The sequence below is a fragment of the Candidatus Binatia bacterium genome, assembly GCA_036563615.1.
In the GTDB taxonomy this organism is placed as follows: Bacteria; Desulfobacterota; Binatia; order UBA12015; family UBA12015; genus DATCMB01.
Window position 1 is genome coordinate 398,734 of record DATCMB010000022.1, and the last position, 17,504, is coordinate 416,237.

16 protein-coding genes are annotated in these 17,504 nt (G+C 72.2%); 15 read left to right on the forward strand and 1 reads right to left on the reverse strand.

All coding sequences use genetic code 11. The features are described 5' to 3' along the window. Window positions 1–90 precede the first annotated feature (90 nt). The 4 genes from VIS07_20330 to rpmB all read left to right on the forward strand — a co-directional run bounded on the left by VIS07_20330 (window position 91) and on the right by rpmB (window position 3,508). Window positions 91–2,244, forward strand: a complete 2,154-nt coding sequence (locus VIS07_20330; protein HEY8517865.1) for a bifunctional (p)ppGpp synthetase/guanosine-3',5'-bis(diphosphate) 3'-pyrophosphohydrolase — start codon at window positions 91–93, stop codon at window positions 2,242–2,244. A 39-nt stretch (window positions 2,245–2,283) separates the two neighbouring features. After that, window positions 2,284–2,724: an MAPEG family protein gene (locus VIS07_20335; GenBank protein HEY8517866.1), complete on the forward strand. Its 441-nt coding sequence runs from the start codon at window positions 2,284–2,286 to the stop codon at window positions 2,722–2,724. Further along, on the forward strand, window positions 2,721–3,110 hold the full coding sequence (locus VIS07_20340; protein HEY8517867.1) for a RidA family protein: 390 nt from the start codon (window positions 2,721–2,723) through the stop codon (window positions 3,108–3,110). The genes VIS07_20335 and VIS07_20340 overlap by 4 nt, the downstream gene beginning before the upstream one ends. Window positions 3,111–3,289: 179 nt before the next feature. Beyond that, complete coding sequence (gene rpmB / locus VIS07_20345; GenBank protein HEY8517868.1) at window positions 3,290–3,508, forward strand: 50S ribosomal protein L28; 219 nt, start codon at window positions 3,290–3,292, stop codon at window positions 3,506–3,508. Between the two features lie 82 nt (window positions 3,509–3,590). Here the strand turns inward: rpmB and rfaE2 are convergent, their stop codons facing one another. Beyond that, window positions 3,591–4,130 carry a D-glycero-beta-D-manno-heptose 1-phosphate adenylyltransferase gene (gene rfaE2 / locus VIS07_20350; protein ID HEY8517869.1) on the reverse strand — a complete coding sequence of 180 codons (540 nt, stop codon included), beginning with the start codon at window positions 4,128–4,130 and terminating at the stop codon, window positions 3,591–3,593. A 59-nt stretch (window positions 4,131–4,189) separates the two neighbouring features. Here rfaE2 and VIS07_20355 point away from each other — a divergent pair, with 59 nt between their 5' ends. The 11 genes from VIS07_20355 (at window position 4,190) to VIS07_20405 (ending at window position 17,485) form a co-directional block, all read left to right on the forward strand. Continuing rightward, window positions 4,190–5,629 (forward strand): glucose-6-phosphate isomerase, encoded by a 1,440-nt coding sequence (locus VIS07_20355; protein ID HEY8517870.1) that lies wholly within the window; start codon window positions 4,190–4,192, stop codon window positions 5,627–5,629. Beyond that, the gene (gene mutL, locus VIS07_20360) at window positions 5,626–7,617 is read left to right on the forward strand and encodes a DNA mismatch repair endonuclease MutL (GenBank protein ID HEY8517871.1); all 1,992 of its coding nucleotides are present in this window, start codon (window positions 5,626–5,628) and stop codon (window positions 7,615–7,617) included. Before VIS07_20355 ends, mutL begins: the two co-directional genes overlap by 4 nt. Next, on the forward strand, window positions 7,614–8,573 hold the full coding sequence (miaA, locus tag VIS07_20365; protein HEY8517872.1) for a tRNA (adenosine(37)-N6)-dimethylallyltransferase MiaA: 960 nt from the start codon (window positions 7,614–7,616) through the stop codon (window positions 8,571–8,573). Before mutL ends, miaA begins: the two co-directional genes overlap by 4 nt. After that, window positions 8,548–9,516: an acetyl-CoA carboxylase carboxyltransferase subunit alpha gene (locus tag VIS07_20370; GenBank protein ID HEY8517873.1), complete on the forward strand. Its 969-nt coding sequence runs from the start codon at window positions 8,548–8,550 to the stop codon at window positions 9,514–9,516. Before miaA ends, VIS07_20370 begins: the two co-directional genes overlap by 26 nt. Window positions 9,517–9,652: 136 nt before the next feature. Further along, window positions 9,653–10,801 (forward strand): prephenate dehydratase, encoded by a 1,149-nt coding sequence (pheA, locus tag VIS07_20375; protein HEY8517874.1) that lies wholly within the window; start codon window positions 9,653–9,655, stop codon window positions 10,799–10,801. 14 nt (window positions 10,802–10,815) lie between these two features. Then, the gene (gene aroA / locus VIS07_20380; GenBank protein HEY8517875.1) at window positions 10,816–13,080 is read left to right on the forward strand and encodes a 3-phosphoshikimate 1-carboxyvinyltransferase; all 2,265 of its coding nucleotides are present in this window, start codon (window positions 10,816–10,818) and stop codon (window positions 13,078–13,080) included. Beyond that, complete coding sequence (gene cmk, locus VIS07_20385) at window positions 13,077–13,802, forward strand: (d)CMP kinase (protein ID HEY8517876.1); 726 nt, start codon at window positions 13,077–13,079, stop codon at window positions 13,800–13,802. The genes aroA and cmk overlap by 4 nt, the downstream gene beginning before the upstream one ends. A gap of 81 nt (window positions 13,803–13,883) precedes the next feature. After that, a complete protein-coding gene (locus VIS07_20390) occupies window positions 13,884–15,602 on the forward strand; it encodes a 30S ribosomal protein S1 (GenBank protein ID HEY8517877.1) in 1,719 nt (572 codons plus the stop codon). Window positions 15,603–15,621: 19 nt separating this feature from the next. Then, entirely contained in the window at window positions 15,622–16,584 is a 963-nt protein-coding gene (sppA, locus tag VIS07_20395; GenBank protein ID HEY8517878.1) for a signal peptide peptidase SppA, read from the forward strand. Between the two features lie 42 nt (window positions 16,585–16,626). After that, window positions 16,627–16,962, forward strand: coding sequence for an integration host factor subunit beta (locus VIS07_20400; GenBank protein ID HEY8517879.1), 336 nt, complete (start codon window positions 16,627–16,629; stop codon window positions 16,960–16,962). A 34-nt stretch (window positions 16,963–16,996) separates the two neighbouring features. Then, window positions 16,997–17,485, forward strand: coding sequence for an HIT domain-containing protein (locus VIS07_20405; GenBank protein ID HEY8517880.1), 489 nt, complete (start codon window positions 16,997–16,999; stop codon window positions 17,483–17,485). Window positions 17,486–17,504: the final 19 nt, after the last annotated feature.

Genomic DNA, 17,504 nt, shown 5'->3' on the forward strand with positions numbered 1-17,504 from the left:
GCTCGCGGCGCGGCTCAAGCCATCGCTCGGATGATCGCGTCGGCCGCGGCCCTTGCGGAGGCAGAGAGACGTCCCTATCTCACCAACAGGGTGACCCTCGAGAGCCTCGTCAGCAAGGTTCAGAGCTATCTTCCGGCGGCGCCGGTCGAGGTGATCCGCCGCGCGTACGAGTTCTCCGCCGAAAAGCACAAGAACCAGCGCCGGGCGACGGGTGAGCCGTACGTCTCGCACCCGCTCGAGGTCGCCGGCATCATCGCCGACCTCAAGCTCGACGTCCCGAGCATCGCGACCGGGCTCCTGCACGACACGGTCGAGGACACGCTGACCACGCTCGGCCAGGTCGAGGCGCTGTTCGGCACCGAGATCGCGACCCTGGTCGACGGCGTCACCAAGATCAGCCAGATCAACTTCACCAGCCGCGAGGAGCACCAGGCGGAGAACTTCCGCAAGATGATCCTCGCGATGGCGCGCGACCTGCGGGTCATCCTGATCAAGCTCGCGGACCGCACGCACAACATGCGGACGCTCAACGGCCTGCCGCCGCAGAAGCAGGCCGCCATCGCGCAGGAGACGCTCGACGTCTATGCGCCGCTCGCGCACCGGCTCGGCATCTACTGGATGAAGAGCGAGATGGAGGACGCGGCGCTGCACGCCCTCCATCCGGAGATCTACTACCAGCTCAAGCGGGCGGTCGCGAAGAAGAAGACCGAGCGCGAGCGCTACATCCGCGAGGTGCAGGCGATTCTCGCGAAGCAGTTCGAGGCGGCCGGCATCGAGTGCACGATCACCGGACGGCCGAAGCACTTCTACTCGATCTACCAGAAGATGCGCAGCCGGAACCTGCTCTACGAGCAGGTCTCCGACCTGGTGGCGTTCCGCATCATCGTCGACACGGTGCGCGAGTGCTACGAGGCGCTCGGCGTCGTGCACAACCACTGGAAGCCGGTGCCGGGGCGCTTCAAGGACTACATCGCGCTGCCGAAGCAGAACGGCTACCAGTCGCTGCACACCACCGTGATCGGGCCGCGCGGCGAGCGCATCGAGGTGCAGATCCGCACCCAGGAGATGCACCGGGTCAACGAGGAAGGCGTCGCCGCGCACTGGAAGTACAAGGGCAGCTCGGGGATCGACCTGCAGGACGTGCAGCGCTTCCAGTGGCTGCGTCAGCTCCTCGAGTGGCAGCAGCAGGTCAAGGATCCGCACGAGTTCCTGCACAGCTTCAAGGAAGACCTGTTCCCGGACGAGGTCTACGTCTTCACGCCGAAGGGCGACCTGCTGAACTTCCCGCAGGGCGCGACGGTGATCGACTTCGCGTACCGCATCCACTCCGAGGTCGGACACCACTGCTCGGGCGCGCGCGTCGGCGGACGTCTGGTGCCGCTGCGCTACCAGCTGCAGAGCGGCGACACGGTCGAGATCATCACCACGCGTCGCCAGACGCCGGCCCGCGACTGGCTCAAGTGGGCGAAGACCCCGCGTGCCAAGGAGAAAATTCGCGCCTGGATCAAGGCGCAGCAGGCGGCACGCAGCATGGAGGTCGGGCGCGAGATCCTGGCGCGCGACCTCGCGCGGCACCACCTCGACTTCGGCAAGCTCACCCGCGACGGGACGCTCGAGCGGGTCGCGCACGAGTTCGGGCTGAAGAACCTCGACGCGCTGATGAGCCAGGTCGGCTACGGCAAGCTGACCGCGCGTCAGGTGCTCGAGAAGGTCGTCCCCGAGAGCGAGCTCGCGACGCCGCAGCAGGAGAAGGAAGGCACGCTGCAGCGGCTGTTCCGCGCGGTCGCGCGGCGGCCGGGGACGAGCGGCGTCAAGGTGAGCGGCGTCGACGACGTGCTCGTGCGCTTCGCGCGCTGCTGCGACCCGCTGCCGGGCGAGCGCATCGTCGGCTTCATCACGCGCGGACGCGGCGTCACGGTGCACGCGATGGGCTGCGTGAAGGTGCTCGAGGCCGATCCGCAGCGCCGCGTCGACTGCGTGTGGCGCGACGACACCGACCACGTGCCGCGCCCCGTGCGCCTCGAGGTGATGTGCGTCGACGAGCCGGGCCTGCTCGCGGCGATCACCAAGGCGATTGCGCAGAGCGGCATCAACATCTCCAAGGCCGAATCCCGAAGCGTGCCCGACCAGAAGGCGCTCAACACCTTCGAGGTCATGGTCCAGCACGCCGACGACCTGACGCGCGTCATGCGCAACCTGACCCGCGTACGCGGTGTGATGCGGGTCGAGCGCCTGCGCGCCTGAAGAGCGCTCGACCTTCCGAGGAGCGAAAGGAGCCCAGCGATGGACGTGCTCGCGATTCCCGCCGTACGCGTGTTCGCGTTCTGGTACCTGATCCTCGCGGCCAAGATGCTCGTGCTGATCTTCCTGATCAGCCGGGCGCGGATGCGCGCGGGGGTGTTCGTCTCGCCCGAGGACTACGCCATGGCCGGACGCGAGCGTCCGCTCGCACCGGTGCCGGACGAGCACATCGAGCGTCTGCGCCGCGCGCTCGCGAACGACGTCGAGAACATCCTGCCGTTCTTCGGCATCGGTCTGCTCTACGCGCTGAGCGGACCGTCGCTGATCTGGGCGCGCATCCTGCTCGCGGGCTTCGCGGTGGCGCGCATCGTCCACACGGTCGCGTACGTGCGCGGCATGCAGCCGCACCGCTCGCTGGCGTTCGTGATCGGCATGGTCTGCCTGTGGTGGATGCTGCTGGTCGCGCTGTGGAGCGTGCTGTGAACGCGTCGGAGCGCGTGGTCGCGACCAGCGCCGCGCCGGCCGCGATCGGACCCTACGTGCAGGCGCGCGTCGTCGACGGCTTCGTCTACTGCTCGGGCCAGATCGGCCTCGACCCGACGAGCGGCGCGCTGGTCGAGGGCGGGGTCGCCGCGGAGATGCGGCGGGCGCTCGCGAACCTCGACGCCGTCCTGCAGGCCGCCGGCGCCGGGCTCTCGACCATCGTCAAGACGACGCTCTTCCTGGTCGACATGAACGACTTCACGACGGTCAACGAGATCTACGCCGAGGCGTTCACGCCGCCGTACCCGGCGCGCTCGACGGTCGCGGTGGCGGCGCTGCCGCGCGGCGCGCGGGTCGAGATCGAGGCGATCGCGCGCCTGCGCTGAGCGGACGCCCGATCGCGCGGGGCGCGCGGGGAGGGCTCGCCGAACGGCCTTCCGGCCCAGCCGGGGTCGCCGCCTCGGCGGACGGGCACTTTACATCGCACCGCTGCATCGTTACGAGACGCGGATCCCGCGCCCGCGGCTGTGACCTCGGCCCGGGGCATGCAAGGAGAACCACTGCGATGGCGCGCGCCTGTGAGATCTGCGGCAAGACCCGCTCGGTTGGCCACAACGTGAGCCACGCGAACAACAAGACCAAGCGGGTTTGGCGGCCGAACCTGCACACCGCCCGCGCGATCATGAACGGCACCGTGCGGCGCATCCTGGTCTGCACGCGCTGCCTGCGCTCGGGGCGGGTGACCAAGGTCACGGGATCGCGCCCCGCTCAGGTCAGCGCCTGACGCTCGCCGGCTGACGATCAGGGCCGACCGAGCGTCGCGCCCGCGGGCCCGAGCGGCCTGCGATCGCGGACGATCGAGCGGCTCACTTCCTCCGCGCCGTGGTGCTCTGCTGCGGCGCAGCCGTCTTCCCCGCCACGGCCCGCCGCGAGCGCTCGACCAGCCGCGTCGTCGACTGCCCGGGAACGAGCTTCACCCGCACGACCTTGCCGCCGCGCGCGCGCACCAGGTCGGCGCCGACGATGTCGCGCTCGGCCCAGTCCGCACCCTTCACCAGCACGTCCGGCTCGAGCGCCGCGATCAGCTCGTAGGGCGTCGGCTCGTCGAAGATCACCACGTGATCGACCGCGGCGAGCGCGGCCAGCACCTCGGCGCGCGCGTCCTCGCTCTGCACGGGGCGTCCCGGACCCTTGAGGCCGCGCACCGAGCGGTCGCTGTTCAGCCCGACGACGAGCAGGTCGCCGTGCGAGCGCGCGATCGCCAGGTAGCGCACGTGCCCGGGGTGCAGCAGGTCGAAGCAGCCGTTGGTGAAGACCACGCGCTTGCCCGCGCGCTGCGCCCGGCGGCACGCACGCCGCACGCGCTCGAGCGAGCCGACCTTGGCGCGATACGAGAGGGCCTGCACCGGCGGCGTTCCTAGCACCGTTGGAGGGGCGGTGCAGGCGATGTTACGAGCGACGGCACATGGCTCAGAGTTCCCGCGGCCGGCGGCGCCAGGAGCCGGAGGTCGTGCGCATCGACCTGAACGGCGTCTTCGCGAGCGCGATCGGTGCCGCGAACGGCATCCACGACGACGAGCTGACGGCGCTGCGGCCTCGCCTGGTGGACGCCGTCGGCGCGCTGCAGAGCGAGCGCGCGCAGGGGCTGCATCCGTTCCTCGACCTGCCGATCGAGCGCGACGGCCTGAACGACGTGCTGGCGCTCGCCGACCAGCTGCGCGACGACGTCGACCACTTCGTCCTGCTTGGCACCGGCGGCTCGGCGCGCGGCGCGCGCGCGCTCGCGACCGCGCTCGAGCTCGAGGTCGCGGCGGAGGTCGCGCCCCAGCGCCGCCGTCCGCAGCTCATCGTCGCCGACAACATCGACCCGGTGAGCTTCGCCCGCCTGCTCGACGAGCTCGACCTGTCGCGCACGGTGTTCAACGTCGTCAGCAAGTCCGGCGAGACGACGGAGACGCTGGCGCAGTTCCTCGTCGTGCGCGAGCGGCTGCTGCGCGAGCTCGGCGCGGTGGACTACGTCAAGCACATCATCGTGACGACCGACGCCGACGGCGGCGCGCTGCGCCAGATCGTCAACGACGAGGGCTTTCCCTCGACGCCGTTCCCCGGCGGTGTGGGCGGCCGCTTCTCGGCGCTGAGCTCGGTGCACCTGCTGCCGGTCGCGCTGCTCGGCATCGACGTCGAGGCGATCCTCGACGGCGCCGCGGAGATGGACAAGCGCTGCCGCGCGCTCGAGCCCGAGAGCAACCCGGCCGCGATGCTGGCCGCCGTCCGCTACCTGCTCGACGTCTTGCACGGCGTGCCGACCGCGGTGGTGATGCCGTACTCCGACCGCCTGGTGCCGCTCGCCGACTGGTGGTGTCAGCTCTGGGCGGAGAGCCTCGGCAAGCGCGTCGAGCGCAACGGCGGGCGCCTCTCGATCGGCCAGACGCCCGTGCGCGCGGTCGGCGCCGCCGACCAGCACGCGCAGATGCAGCTCTACCTCGACGGTCCGGCGGACAAGGTGGTGACCTTCCTGCGCGTCGAGAAGCACGGCGTCGAGGTCGAGATCCCGCGCAGCTACACCGACCTCGACGACGTCTCCTACCTCGGCGGTCACGACCTCGGGGCGCTGCTCGACCTCGAGCAGCGCGCGATGCAGCTCGCGCTGCACAAGCGCGGCCGCCCGACGATCACCATCGAGATCCCGCGCCTCACGCCGCACGTGGTCGGCCAGCTCGTCTACCTGCTCGAGGTCGAGACCGCGCTCACCGCGGCGCTGTTCGGGGTCGATCCCTACAACCAGCCGGCGGTCGAAGAGGGCAAGCGGCTGATCTACGGCGCCGCGGGTCGCCCGGGCTTCGAGGCCGAGCGCACCGAGCTCGAGCAGTGGCTCGCGGCGAGACGACCGGAGCGGATCGTTTGAGCGCGCCGTCTGCGGCTTCGGCGAAGGCGCGCATCGCTGTCCTCGACGCCCTGGTCGCGGACCAGATCGCCGCCGGCGAGGTGATCGAGCGCCCGGCTTCGGTGGTGAAGGAGCTGGTCGAGAACGCGCTCGACGCGGGTGCGCGCGACGTCCACGTGACGCTCGAGGAGGGCGGCTGCAAGCGCATCGTCGTGCGCGACGACGGCTGCGGCATGTCGCCCGAGGACGCGCACCGCGCCTGCCTGCGCCACGCGACCAGCAAGCTGCGCGCGATCGAGGACCTCGGACGGTTGACGAGCCTCGGCTTCCGCGGCGAGGCGCTCGCCAGCATCGCCGCCGCCGCCGACGTCACCATCGTGACCCGCGAGCGGCACGCCTCGGAAGGCGTGCGCGTGACGCTTCGTCAAGCAAAGATCGTCGAGTCGGTGCCGGCCGGCGCACCGGTCGGCACGACCGTCGAGGTGCGCGATCTGTTCGCGACGCTGCCGGCGCGGCGGAAGTTCCTGAAGAGCGCCGCGACCGAGCTCGCGCACATCTCGGACCTCCTGCAGCGGCTCGCGCTCGCGCGGCCCGAGGTCGGGTTCGTGTGCGTGCACGGCGGGCGCGAGGTGTTCCGCTATCCGGCGGTCGCGCGCGGCGAGGAGCGCGTGCGGCAGGTGCTCGGCGCGGAGCGCGCGAAGGTGCTCGTGCCCGTCGACCGCACGGAGCTCGACCTGCGCGTGCACGGCTGGACGTCGCGCGGCGGGCACAGCCAGCCGCAGGCGCGCGCGGTGCTGACCTACGTCGGCGGACGCCTGGTGCGCGACCGCGTGCTGATGCGCGCGGTGCTCGACGCGTACCGCGCGCTGCTGCCGTCGGGACGCTACCCGAGCACGGTGCTGTTCCTCGACCTGCCGCCGTCGGCGGTCGACGTGAACGTGCACCCGGCGAAGGTCGAGGTGCGCTTCGCGCAGCCCGACGCGGTCTACGGCGTCGTCGTGCGCGCGCTGCGCGCGGCGCTGGCCGCCGCGGCGGTGGCGCCGGGCGAGGCGCGCGACGCGGACGCGGGTGGGGAGGCGAGCTCCGGCGACGAGAGCGCGCCGCGCGGTGCGGGGGCGCCCGGTCCCGAGCGCGTGCAGGAGGCGCTGACGCGCTACGCGATCCGCCGCGAGGTGGGCGCGCAGGCGCCGCTGTTCCAGGCGCGCCTCGGTGGGACGAGCGGAGCCGCACCCGCCTCCGCGCCGTCGCGCGCGACGCTGCCGCCGCGCGCGCCTGCGTCCACGACCGTGCGTGCGCCGTCCGCGCCCGGTGCGTCCGCGCCGCCGCTCGCGGCGGACGCAGCGACCGCGACGACGGCGGCCGGGATCACCGCGCCCGCGGTCGACGCCGCGGAGCCTGCGGTCGAAGCCACGCCGTCGCGGCCGACCTTCGCCGAGCTGCGCGTCGTCGGCCAGGCGTTCGGCGGCTTCATCGTGTGCGAGTCGCGCACGTCGCTGGTGCTGATCGACCAGCACGCGGCGCACGAGCGCGTGCGCTTCGAGCGCCTGCGCGCGGCGCCGCCGGCGGCCGCGACCGCGAGCCAGCGCCTGCTCGTGCCGCGGGTCGTGGAGCTCGACGCCGCGGCACGCGAGCGGCTGCTCGCGCGCGCGGACGAGAGCCGCGACGCCGGCTTCGAGATCGAGGCGTTCGGCGATCGGGCGGTGCTGCTGCGCGCGCTGCCCGCCGCGCTCGACGTGTCTACCGATGTCGAGCGCCTGCTCGCCGACCTCGCCTCCGACCTCGGCGAGATCGGCAGCAGCGAGCAGATGGCGAGCGCGCGCGACGCGCTGCTCGCGCGCATCGCGTGCCACGGCGCGGTTCGCGCCGGCGATCCGCTCGAGCGCGAGGAGATGGAGCGTCTGCTCGCCGACCTCGACACCATCCCGTTCGCCGCGACCTGCCCGCACGGTCGTCCGCTGCTGATGGAGATCGAGCGCAGCGAGCTCCTGCGCCGGGTGCGACGGACGTGAGCGCGACCCGGCCGCGCGTGGTGGCGCTGGTCGGCCCGACGGCGGGCGGCAAGACCGACCTCGCCCTCGCGCTCGCACCGGCGCTCGACGCCGAGATCGTCTCGGTGGACTCGCGTCAGATCTACCGCCGGCTCGACATCGGCACGGCGAAGCCCGACCGCGCCGCGCGCGCCGCGGTGCCGCACCACCTGCTCGACGTCGTCGAGCCCGACGAGGCGTTCGACGCCGCGCGCTTCGCGGCGCTCGGCCGCGAGGTGGTGGCGGACATCCTCGCGCGCGGCCGCAACGTGCTGCTCTGCGGCGGCAGCGGGCTCTACCTGCGCGCGCTCACCGAAGGGCTGTGCCCCGCGCCGCCCGCGGATCCGGAAGTCCGCGCCGAGCTCGCGCGCGAGGTCGCGGAGCGCGGCGCGCCGGCGCTGCACGCGGAGCTCGCTCGCGTCGACGCGCGCGCCGCGGCGCGCATCTCGCCGAACGACGCGGTGCGGATCACGCGCGCGCTCGAGGTCGTGCGCCTCACCGGACGGCCGCTCTCGGAGTGGCAGGAGCGCCACGCGTTCGCCGACCGCCCGTACGAGCTCTTGACGCTCGTCCTGTCGCCGCCGACGGACGAGCTCGAGGCGCGCATCGCGCGGCGCGCGGCGGCGATGTGGGACGCAGGCCTCGTCGAGGAGACGCGCACGGTGCTCGACGCGGGCTTCGACGGAGCGCTGCGGCCGCTGCAGGCGATCGGTTACCGCGAGGCGCAGCTCTTCCTGCGCGGCGAGCTCGACCGCGACGCCGCGATCGATCGGATGCGGCTCGCGACGCGACAGTACGCGAAGCGCCAGCGCACGTGGTTCCGCGCGCTCGCCGACGCCGTCTGGCTCGACGGCCACGAGCCGATCGCCGCCGTGCGCGAGCGCGCGGCACGCTTTCTCTCGGGAGATCTCGGTGCGACGGACGTATCTCGACTTTGAAGAACCCCTGCGTGCGCTCGACCGCGCGCGCGACGCAGCCCGCGCGCAGGGCGATCGCGCGACGGAGGAGCAGGTCGAGCGCGAGATCGACGCGACCGCGCGGCGCATCTTCGCCGGGCTCACCGCGTGGCAGCGCGTGCAGCTGTCGCGGCACGTCGATCGTCCCTTCACGCTCGACTACGTCGGCGCGCTGTGCACCGACTTCGTCGAGCTGCACGGCGACCGCGCGTTCGGCGACGATGCGGCGATCGTCGCCGGCCTTGCGCGCCGCGGCGAGCGGCCGCTCGCGATCGTCGGCCACCAGCGCGGTCGCGGCACGGCGGAGAAGGTGCGGCGCAACTTCGGCATGCCGCGCCCCGAGGGCTACCGGAAGGCGCGGCGCGTGTTCCGTCTCGCGGGGCGTGCGGGCATCGGGCTTCTGACCTTCGTCGACACGCAGGGCGCCTTTCCCGGCACCGAGAGCGAGGAGCGCGGCATCGCGGAGGCGATCTCGGGCTGCATCGCCGAGCTCGCGGCGCTGCCGGTGCCGATCGTCAGCGTCGTGATCGGGGAGGGCGGCAGCGGCGGCGCGCTCGCGCTCGCGGTGAGCGACGCGCTGCTGATGCTCGAGCACTCGTGCCTGGCGGTGATCTCGCCCGAGGGCTGCGCGTCGATCCTCGAGCGCCAGCGCTCGCCCGAGGGCATCGCGCGCGCCGCGGAGTCGCTCGGTCTCACCGCGGCGCGCCTGCACGCGCTCGGCATCGCCGACGAGATCATCCCGGAGCCCGTGGGCGGCGCGCACCGCGATCCCGCGGCGGCTGCGCGCGCGGTCGGCGAGGCGATCGACCGCGCGTTCGCGGCGCTCGACGAGCTCGATCCCGAGGCGCTGCGCCGGCGGCGCGACGAGCGCCTGCGCGCGATCGGCCGCGCGGCGGTGGTCGAGCGCGCCGCCGAGGCGCGCTGAGCCTCGGTGCGGGCAAGCCCGAGCGCGGCTCCGCGCCGCGCGTAGATCGATGTCGCGCAGCGTGGGTGGCCGCGCGGGACGCGCGTCCGCGACGCGCTTTGGTCCGGCGGCGCGCCGTGTGGTAGCGCGTCGGGCGGTGGGAGCGAAGGCGAGGCAAGCACCGCAGGCGAAGCCTGCGCGCACGCGGAATCGGGACGCCAAGCAGCGGCTCGCCGAGCTGCGCGCGCGTCTCGACGAGCTCGACGCGCAGATCCTCGCCGTGCTCGGCGAGCGCTATCGCGTCGTCGAGGAGATCGTGCGCGTCAAGCAGCAGAGCGGCGACGGCGTCTGGGTGCCGGCGCGCGAGCGCGCGCAGATCGAGCGCCTGCTGAAGCTCAACGAGGAGAGCGGGGCGCGCGTGCGTCCCGAGGCGTTGCGCGCGATCTTCGGCGAGATCCTGTCGGCGTCGCGCGCGCTGCAGGGCACGCTGTCGGTCGCCTACCTCGGCCCGGCGGGGACGTACTCGGAGCAGGCGGCGCGCGAGCAGTTCGGCTCGTCGACGGCGTTCAAGCCGGTGACCTCGATCGCGGAGGTGTTCCGCGCGGTCGAGCGCGGCGACGCGCACTACGGCATCGTGCCGATCGAGAACTCGACCGAGGGCATGGTCGGTCCGACGCTCGACGCCTTCGTCACCACGTCGCTGCAGATCGTCGCCGAGCGCGAGCTCAACATCCGGCACGCGCTGCTGTCGCGCGCCAAGTCGCTGAAGCAGGTGCGTCGCGTGCTGTCGCACGCGCAGTCGCTCGGGCAGTGCCGCGAGTGGCTGCGTCAGAACCTGCCGGGCGTGCCGACGGTCGACGTGCCGAGCAACGCGCTCGCGGCGCAGGCGGCGGCGCGCTCGACGACGGTCGCGGCGATCGCGAGCGCGGAGGCCGCGTCGCGCTACGGGCTCAACGTGCTCGCGAGCGACATCCAGGATCTGCCGCGCAACGTCACGCGCTTCGTCGTCATCGGCAAGCCCGGCGGCGAGATCGCGCCGGACGCGGACAAGGTATCGCTGCTGTTCTCGGTCAAGAACCGCGCCGGCATGCTGTACCGCAGCCTGAAGCCGCTCGCCGAGCGCAACATCGACATGTGCAAGATCGAGTCGCGTCCGATGCGCGGCCGCTCGTGGGAGTACCTCTTCTTCCTCGACTTCCGCGGCCGCCCCGACGAGCGTCGCGTCAAGGAAGCGATGGCCGAGATGGCGCGGCAGTGCGTGTGGCTCAAGGTGCTCGGGGCGTACCCCGCGGCGCGCTCGGCATGACGGACGGTCGACCGATGGAACCGATCCGCCGCCTCGGCATCGTCGGAGTCGGCCTGATCGGCGGCTCGCTCGCGCTCGCGCTGCGTCGCGCGGGGCTCGTGCGCGAGGTGGTCGGCGTCGGCCGCAGCCGGGCGAACCTCGACGTCGCGCTGGCGCGCGGCATCGTCGACCGCGCGGGCGACGATCCGGCGCTGGTGCGCGGCTGCGACGTCGTGGTGCTCGCGACGCCGGTCGCGGCCCTCGCGCGGATGGCGGCGGCGATCGCGCCGCACCTCGAGCGCGACGCGATCGTCACCGACGCGGGCAGCGTCAAGGAAGGAGTCGTCCGCGACTGCACGAGCGCGCTCGCGGGACGCGCGCGCTTCGTCGGCGCGCACCCGATCGCCGGCACCGAGGACTCGGGAGCCGCGGCCGCCGACGCCGAGCTGTTCCGCGGACGGCGCTGCGTACTGACGCCGGTCGCGGGCACCGATCGCGACGCGCGCGCGCGCGTGCGCGCGCTTTGGGAGGCGGTCGGAATGGAGGTGGTCGAGATGGCGCCGGCCGCGCACGACGCGGTGCTGGCGCTGACCAGCCACACGCCGCACCTCCTCGCCTTTGCCTTGACGCGCGCCGCGGAGGCGATGCGGCAGAAGGCCGACGGCGCCGCGGATCCGTTCGCGTTCGCGGGGCCGTCGTTCGAAGGCGCGACGCGCGTCGCCGTGAGCTCGCCCGAGACCTGGCGCGACATCCTGCTCGCGAACGCGCCCGCGGTGCACGACGCGCTCGCGGCGCTCCGCGCCGAGCTCGACGCGCTCGAGGCGGCGGTGCGTGCGGGCGACGGCAAGCGTCTCGCGGGACTCATTGCCGAAGCGCGCGCGGCGAAGCAGCGCGCGGCGGCTGCGAGCGGAGGAAGCAGTGTGAGCGCAACGGTTGGTGGTTCGGCGGGTGGCTCGACCGGACGTTCGTCCGGCGGCGCGAGCGGCGGCGCCGCGCCGTCGACGGTCGTCGTGCAGCCGGCGGCGGCGCCGCTCGCGGGCGACGTCGAGGTGCCGGGCGACAAGTCGATCGCGCACCGCGCGCTGCTCTTCGGCGGCATCGCGCACGGCACGACGACGATCCGCGGCGTCGGGCAGGGGCAGGACAACGCGTCGACCATGCACGTGCTGCGCGCGCTCGGCGTCGAGGTCGCGCGCGAGGGCGGCTTCGTGCGCGTCACCGGCAAGGGCTTCGACGGTCTGCGCGCGCCGAGCGAGGTGCTCGACTGCGGCAACTCGGGCACCACGATGCGTCTCGTCGCGGGCGTGCTCGCGGGGCGTCCGTTCACGGCGACGCTCGACGGCGACTCGTCGCTGCGCCGCCGCCCCATGCGCCGCATCGTCGAGCCGCTCGAGCGCATGGGCGCCAAGCTCGAGACGAACGATGGCCGTCCGCCGGTGCGCGTGACCGGCGGCGTGCTGCGCGCGGCGGAGTTCAAGCTCTCGGTCGCGAGCGCGCAGGTGAAGACGGCGATCATCCTCGCGGCGCTGCAGGCGACCGGACGCACGACGGTCGAGGAGCCGGGCGCGTCGCGCGACCACACCGAGCGCCTGCTGCCCGCGTTCGGCGTGCGGCTCGAGCGTCCGCGTCCGAACGTCGTCGTGGTCGAGGGACCGCAGGAGCTGCGCGCGTGCTCGGTCGACGTGCCGGGCGATCCGAGCGCGGCGGCGTTCTGGTTGGTCGCGGGCTCGATCGTGCCGGGCTCGCGCATCTTCGTCCGCGGCGTGTCCATGAACCTGACGCGCATCGGCGCGCTCGACGTCCTGCGCGCGATGGGCGCGAAGATCACGGTGCACGAGCGTCCGCCGCTCGGCGACGAGCCGGTCGCGGACCTCGAGGTCGAGGCGACGGAGCTGCATGGCACCGAGGTCGCGGGCGAGCTCATGCTGCGCGCGATCGACGAGTTCCCGGTGCTCGCGGTCGCGGCGGCGGTCGCGCGCGGCGAGACGCGCTTTGCCGACGGCGCCGAGCTGCGCGTCAAGGAGAGCGACCGCATCGCCGCGATGGCGCGCGGCCTCTCCGTGCTCGGAGCGGACGTCTTCGAGCACGAGGACGGCATGACGGTGCGCGGCGGCAAGCCGCTCGGCGGTGGTACGGTCGAGAGCCACGAGGACCACCGCATCGCGATGGCCTTCGTCATCGCGGCGCTCGCCGCGCGCGCGCCGGTGACGATTCGCGGCGCGGACGCGATCGCGGTCTCCGACCCGGGCTTCCTCGTGACGCTCGCGAAGCTGCGCCGTGGCGGAGGAGAGCCGGGATGACGGCCGCGACCACGGCGCGCCGTCCGGTGGTGACGATCGACGGCCCGGCCGGCGCCGGCAAGAGCACGGTGAGCCGCGCGCTCGCCGCGCGCCTCGGCTTCACCTACCTCGACACCGGCGCGCTCTACCGCGCGGTCGCGCTCGCCGCAGGCGACGACGCCGAGCGCGCGCGGCGCATCGACGAGAACGAGGTCGCGGCGATCTCGGCCGACGACGAGGCGGCGCTCGCGGCGCTCGCGCGCTCGCTGCCGCTCGCGTTCTCGGACAACGGCACGCGGCTCTCGATCGGCGACCGCGACGTCAGCCTCGCGATCCGCACGCCGGAGATCAGCCAGCGCGCATCCAAGATCTCGGCGCTGCCGGCGGTGCGCGCGGCGCTGCTCGACGTGCAGCGTCGCTTCGGCGAGGCGGGCGGCATCGTCGTCGAGGGGCGCGACGCGGGGAGCGTCGTCTTCCCGGACGCCGAGGTGAAGTTCTTCCTCACCGCCGATCTCGCGGAGCGCGCGCGGCGCCGTGCGGCGGAGCTACGTGCGCGCGGTCTCGAGGTCGACGAGGAGGAGGTGCGGCGCGACATCGAGAGCCGCGACGCACGCGACGCGGCACGCGCGGCGGCGCCGCTGGTGTGCCCTCAGGGCGCGGTGGTGATCGACACCTCGGGGCTCACGATCGAGCAGGTCGTCGAGCGCTTGTACGGCGTCGTAACCATGCGTGATCGCTCTTGAAAACCGCTCTGGCGAAGAGTATGGCAACGAGAACGCGCGTGGCGGACCCGCACGCGCGACCCCCTTGGAGGTCGTTTTTGCATGATGAGCGCGAATGACGAGTCGTCGCTTGACGAGGATTTTGGCAAACTCTTCGAGCAGAGTCTCAAGTCCGTCAAGCCAGGCGAAGTCGTCAAGGGCCGCGTGGTTCAGATCGCGAACGGCCTCGTCACGGTAGACATCGGTTACAAGTCGGAAGGCCAGATCCCGATCAACGAGTTCCGCGATCGCGACGGCAACATCGAGGTCAACGTCGGCGACGAGGTCGACGTCTACTTCGAGGCCAGCGAGGGCGAGACCGGCGCGGTCAGCCTGTCGCGCGCGAAGGCGGAGCAGGTCAAGGTCTGGCGCGACATCGAGCAGGCGTACAACGAGGGCCTGCCGATCGAGGGTCTGATCGTCGGCAAGGTGAAGGGCGGCCTCAAGGTCGACATCGGCGTCGGCGCCTTCCTGCCCGGCTCGCACGCCGACCTCCGTCCGACGCGCAACCTGGATCGCTTCATCGGCCAGAAGGGCCGCTTCGCGATCCTCAAGTTCAACCGCTCGCGCGGCAACGTCGTGGTGTCGCGTCGCGCGGTGCTCGAGCGCGAGCGCTCGGCGCTGAAGGAAGAGACGCTGCGCGTGCTCGAGGAGGGCATCATCCTCGAGGGCGCCGTCAAGAACATCACGGACTACGGCGCGTTCGTCGACCTCGGCGGTCTCGACGGTCTGCTGCACATCACCGACATGTCGTGGGGCCGCATCTCGCACCCCTCGGAGGTCATCAACGTCGGCGACCAGGTGAAGGTCGTCGTGCTGAAGTACGACCCCGAGCGTGAGCGCGTGTCGCTCGGCATGAAGCAGATCATGCCCGACCCGTGGACGACCGCGGCCGAGCGCTACCCGGTCGGCACCCGCATCCGCGGCAAGGTCGTGAGCATCACCGACTACGGCGCGTTCGTCGAGCTCGAGAAGGGCGTCGAGGGCCTGATCCACGTCTCCGAGATGTCGTGGACCAAGCGCGTGACGCACCCGTCGAAGGTGCTCGAGCTCGGCGCCGAGGTCGAGGTCCAGGTGCTCGACGTCGACCCGCAGAACCGCCGCATCTCGCTCGGCCTCAAGCAGGTCGCGCCGAACCCGTGGGAGCTGGTCCGCGTCAATCACCCGACCGGCAGCAAGATCACCGGCAAGGTGAAGAGCATCACCGACTTCGGCATCTTCGTCGGGGTCGACGACGGGATCGACGGGCTGGTCCACATCTCCGACCTGCACTGGACGAAGAAGATCAAGCACCCCTCGGAGCTCTACAAGAAGGGTGACGAGATCGAGGCCGTCGTGCTCGGCGTCGACGTCGAGAACGAGCGCATCTCGCTCGGCGTCAAGCAGCTCACCCCCGATCCCTGGCTGACGCTGCCGGAGCGCTACCCGGTCGGCACCAAGGTCAAGGGCCCGATCACGAGCATCACCGACTTCGGCGTGTTCGTCGAGATCGAGGACGGGATCGAGGGTCTGATCCACGTCTCGCAGATCTCGACCGAGCGCATCGACAAGCCGAGCCAGCACTTCCAGGTCGGCGAGGAGATCGAGGCCGAGGTCACCAACATCGATCCTCGCGAGAAGAAGATCGGCCTCTCGGTGCGGGCGCTGCGTCGCACCGAGGAGCGCGAGGAGATGAACGCCTACCTGAGCCGCGAGGGCAAGGCGGCGAAGTTCTCGCTCGAGGACGTGGTGGGAGACGAGCTGCAGCGGGCGGTGGGCGAGAAGAGCAAGTCGCAGAGCTAGAGGCTCGGCCGAGGGAACCATGCCCGGGCAGCCCGTGCGCCGCGCTTTCGGCTTCGTCGGCGGTTTTCTCGTCCTCTTCTTCGTCCTCGCGTTCGCCCTCGCCTGGATGCGTGCGGGGTCGGGCGGCGCGCTCCTGCCGGGCAAGGAGATCGTCGCCGTCGTCCCGCTCGAGGGCGAGATCCAGCGCTCCGACGACTTCGTCGAGACGCTCGACGACCTCGCGGAGAACCAGCGCGTCGGCGCGGTGGTCGTGCGCATCAACTCGCCGGGCGGTGCCGTGGCGCCGTCGCAGGAGATGTACGACGCCGTCCGCCGGCTCTCGGAGAAGAAGCCGGTGGTCGCCTCGCTCGGCGCGGTCGCCGCGTCCGGCGGCTACTACGTCGCGAGCGCGGCCGACGTCGTGGTCGCGAGCCCGGGCACGCTGACGGGCTCGATCGGCGTCATCATGCAGATCGCCAACGTCAAGGGTCTGCTCGAGAAGCTCGGCGTCGAGACCACGACCGTCACCGCGGGCAAGTGGAAGGACATGGGCTCACCGTTCCGCAATCTGACGCCCGAGGAGCGGGCGATCCTGCAGCAGATGGCGGATCAGGTGCACACGCAGTTCATCGACGCCGTGGCGGCGGGCCGCAAGCTCGATCCCGAGCGCGCGCGCGACGTCGCGAGCGGACGCATCTACACGGGAGAGGAGGCGCACCAGGTCGGGCTGGTCGACGAGCTCGGCGGTCTCGATGACGCGGTCAGGATCGCGGGCAGCCGCGCCGGCATCGTCGGCAAGCCGACCGTCGAGCGCTTCTCGCCGCGCCGCGGACCGTGGTGGTGGCGGGCGCTGTTCGCCGACGAGGCGATGGCGACGGCGTCGTCGGGAAGCACGCTGGCCTTCCTTCTCGCGCTCGCCGAGATGGCGAGCGAAGGATCCCCCTCCGGGCAACCGCAGCTTCTTTGGCGGCTGCCGATCGTGACGGAAGGATTCCGCTGGTAGCCTCCGGCGCGAGCGACCAGCGGACGAAAGTCGAGGCAGACCATGACGAAGCGCGAGCTGATCGAAGCCGTCGTCGCCGCCCGCAGCCACATCCCGCGGCGGGAGGTCGAGACGCTGGTGAACTCCGTGTTCGCCAGCCTCACCGAGGCGTTGGCGCGCGGCGAGCGGATCGAGATCCGCGGCTTCGGCAGCTTCGTCGTCAAGCGTCGCAACGCGCGCGAGGGCCTGAACCCGAAGACCGGCGAGGTCGTGTCGGTGATGGCCAAGCGGGTGCCGTTCTTCAAGGCCGGCAAGGAGCTCAAGCTGCGCGTCGACGGCAAGGGCAGCGCGTACAGCGAGCCGCCCGCAGCTGCGGCCGCCGCACAGGGCGAGCGCTGAGCAGCGATTTGCCGCACGAAGAGGCTCGTCCGTCGTGAGCCACAGGGTGCTCTGGGCGCCTTGGCGCATGACGTACGTCGAGGGCAACGCGCCGCGCCGGGGCGGCTGCATCTTCTGCGACCTGCCCGTCGAGGGCGACCCGCGTGAGAACCTCGTCCTGCACGCCGACGAGCACGCGGTCGTCATGCTGAACCGCTACCCGTACAACAGCGGTCACCTGATGGTCGCGCCGCGGCGCCACGTGGCGGACCCGCTCGAGCTGCCGGACGACGCCTGGACCGCGCTCATGGACCACGTGCGGCGGGGCATGGCGGCGCTGCGCGAGACCTTCCGGCCCGAGGGCATGAACGTCGGCGCCAACCTCGGCACGGCGGCCGGCGCCGGGATCGCCGCCCACCTGCACTGGCACCTCGTGCCGCGCTGGTCGGGAGACACCAACTTCATGCCGGTCGTCGGCGAGGTGAAGGTCATCCCCCAGCACTTGCTCGACACCTACGATTTGCTGAAACGGCACTACACCTGAGGTATCCTCGGGCAACGCG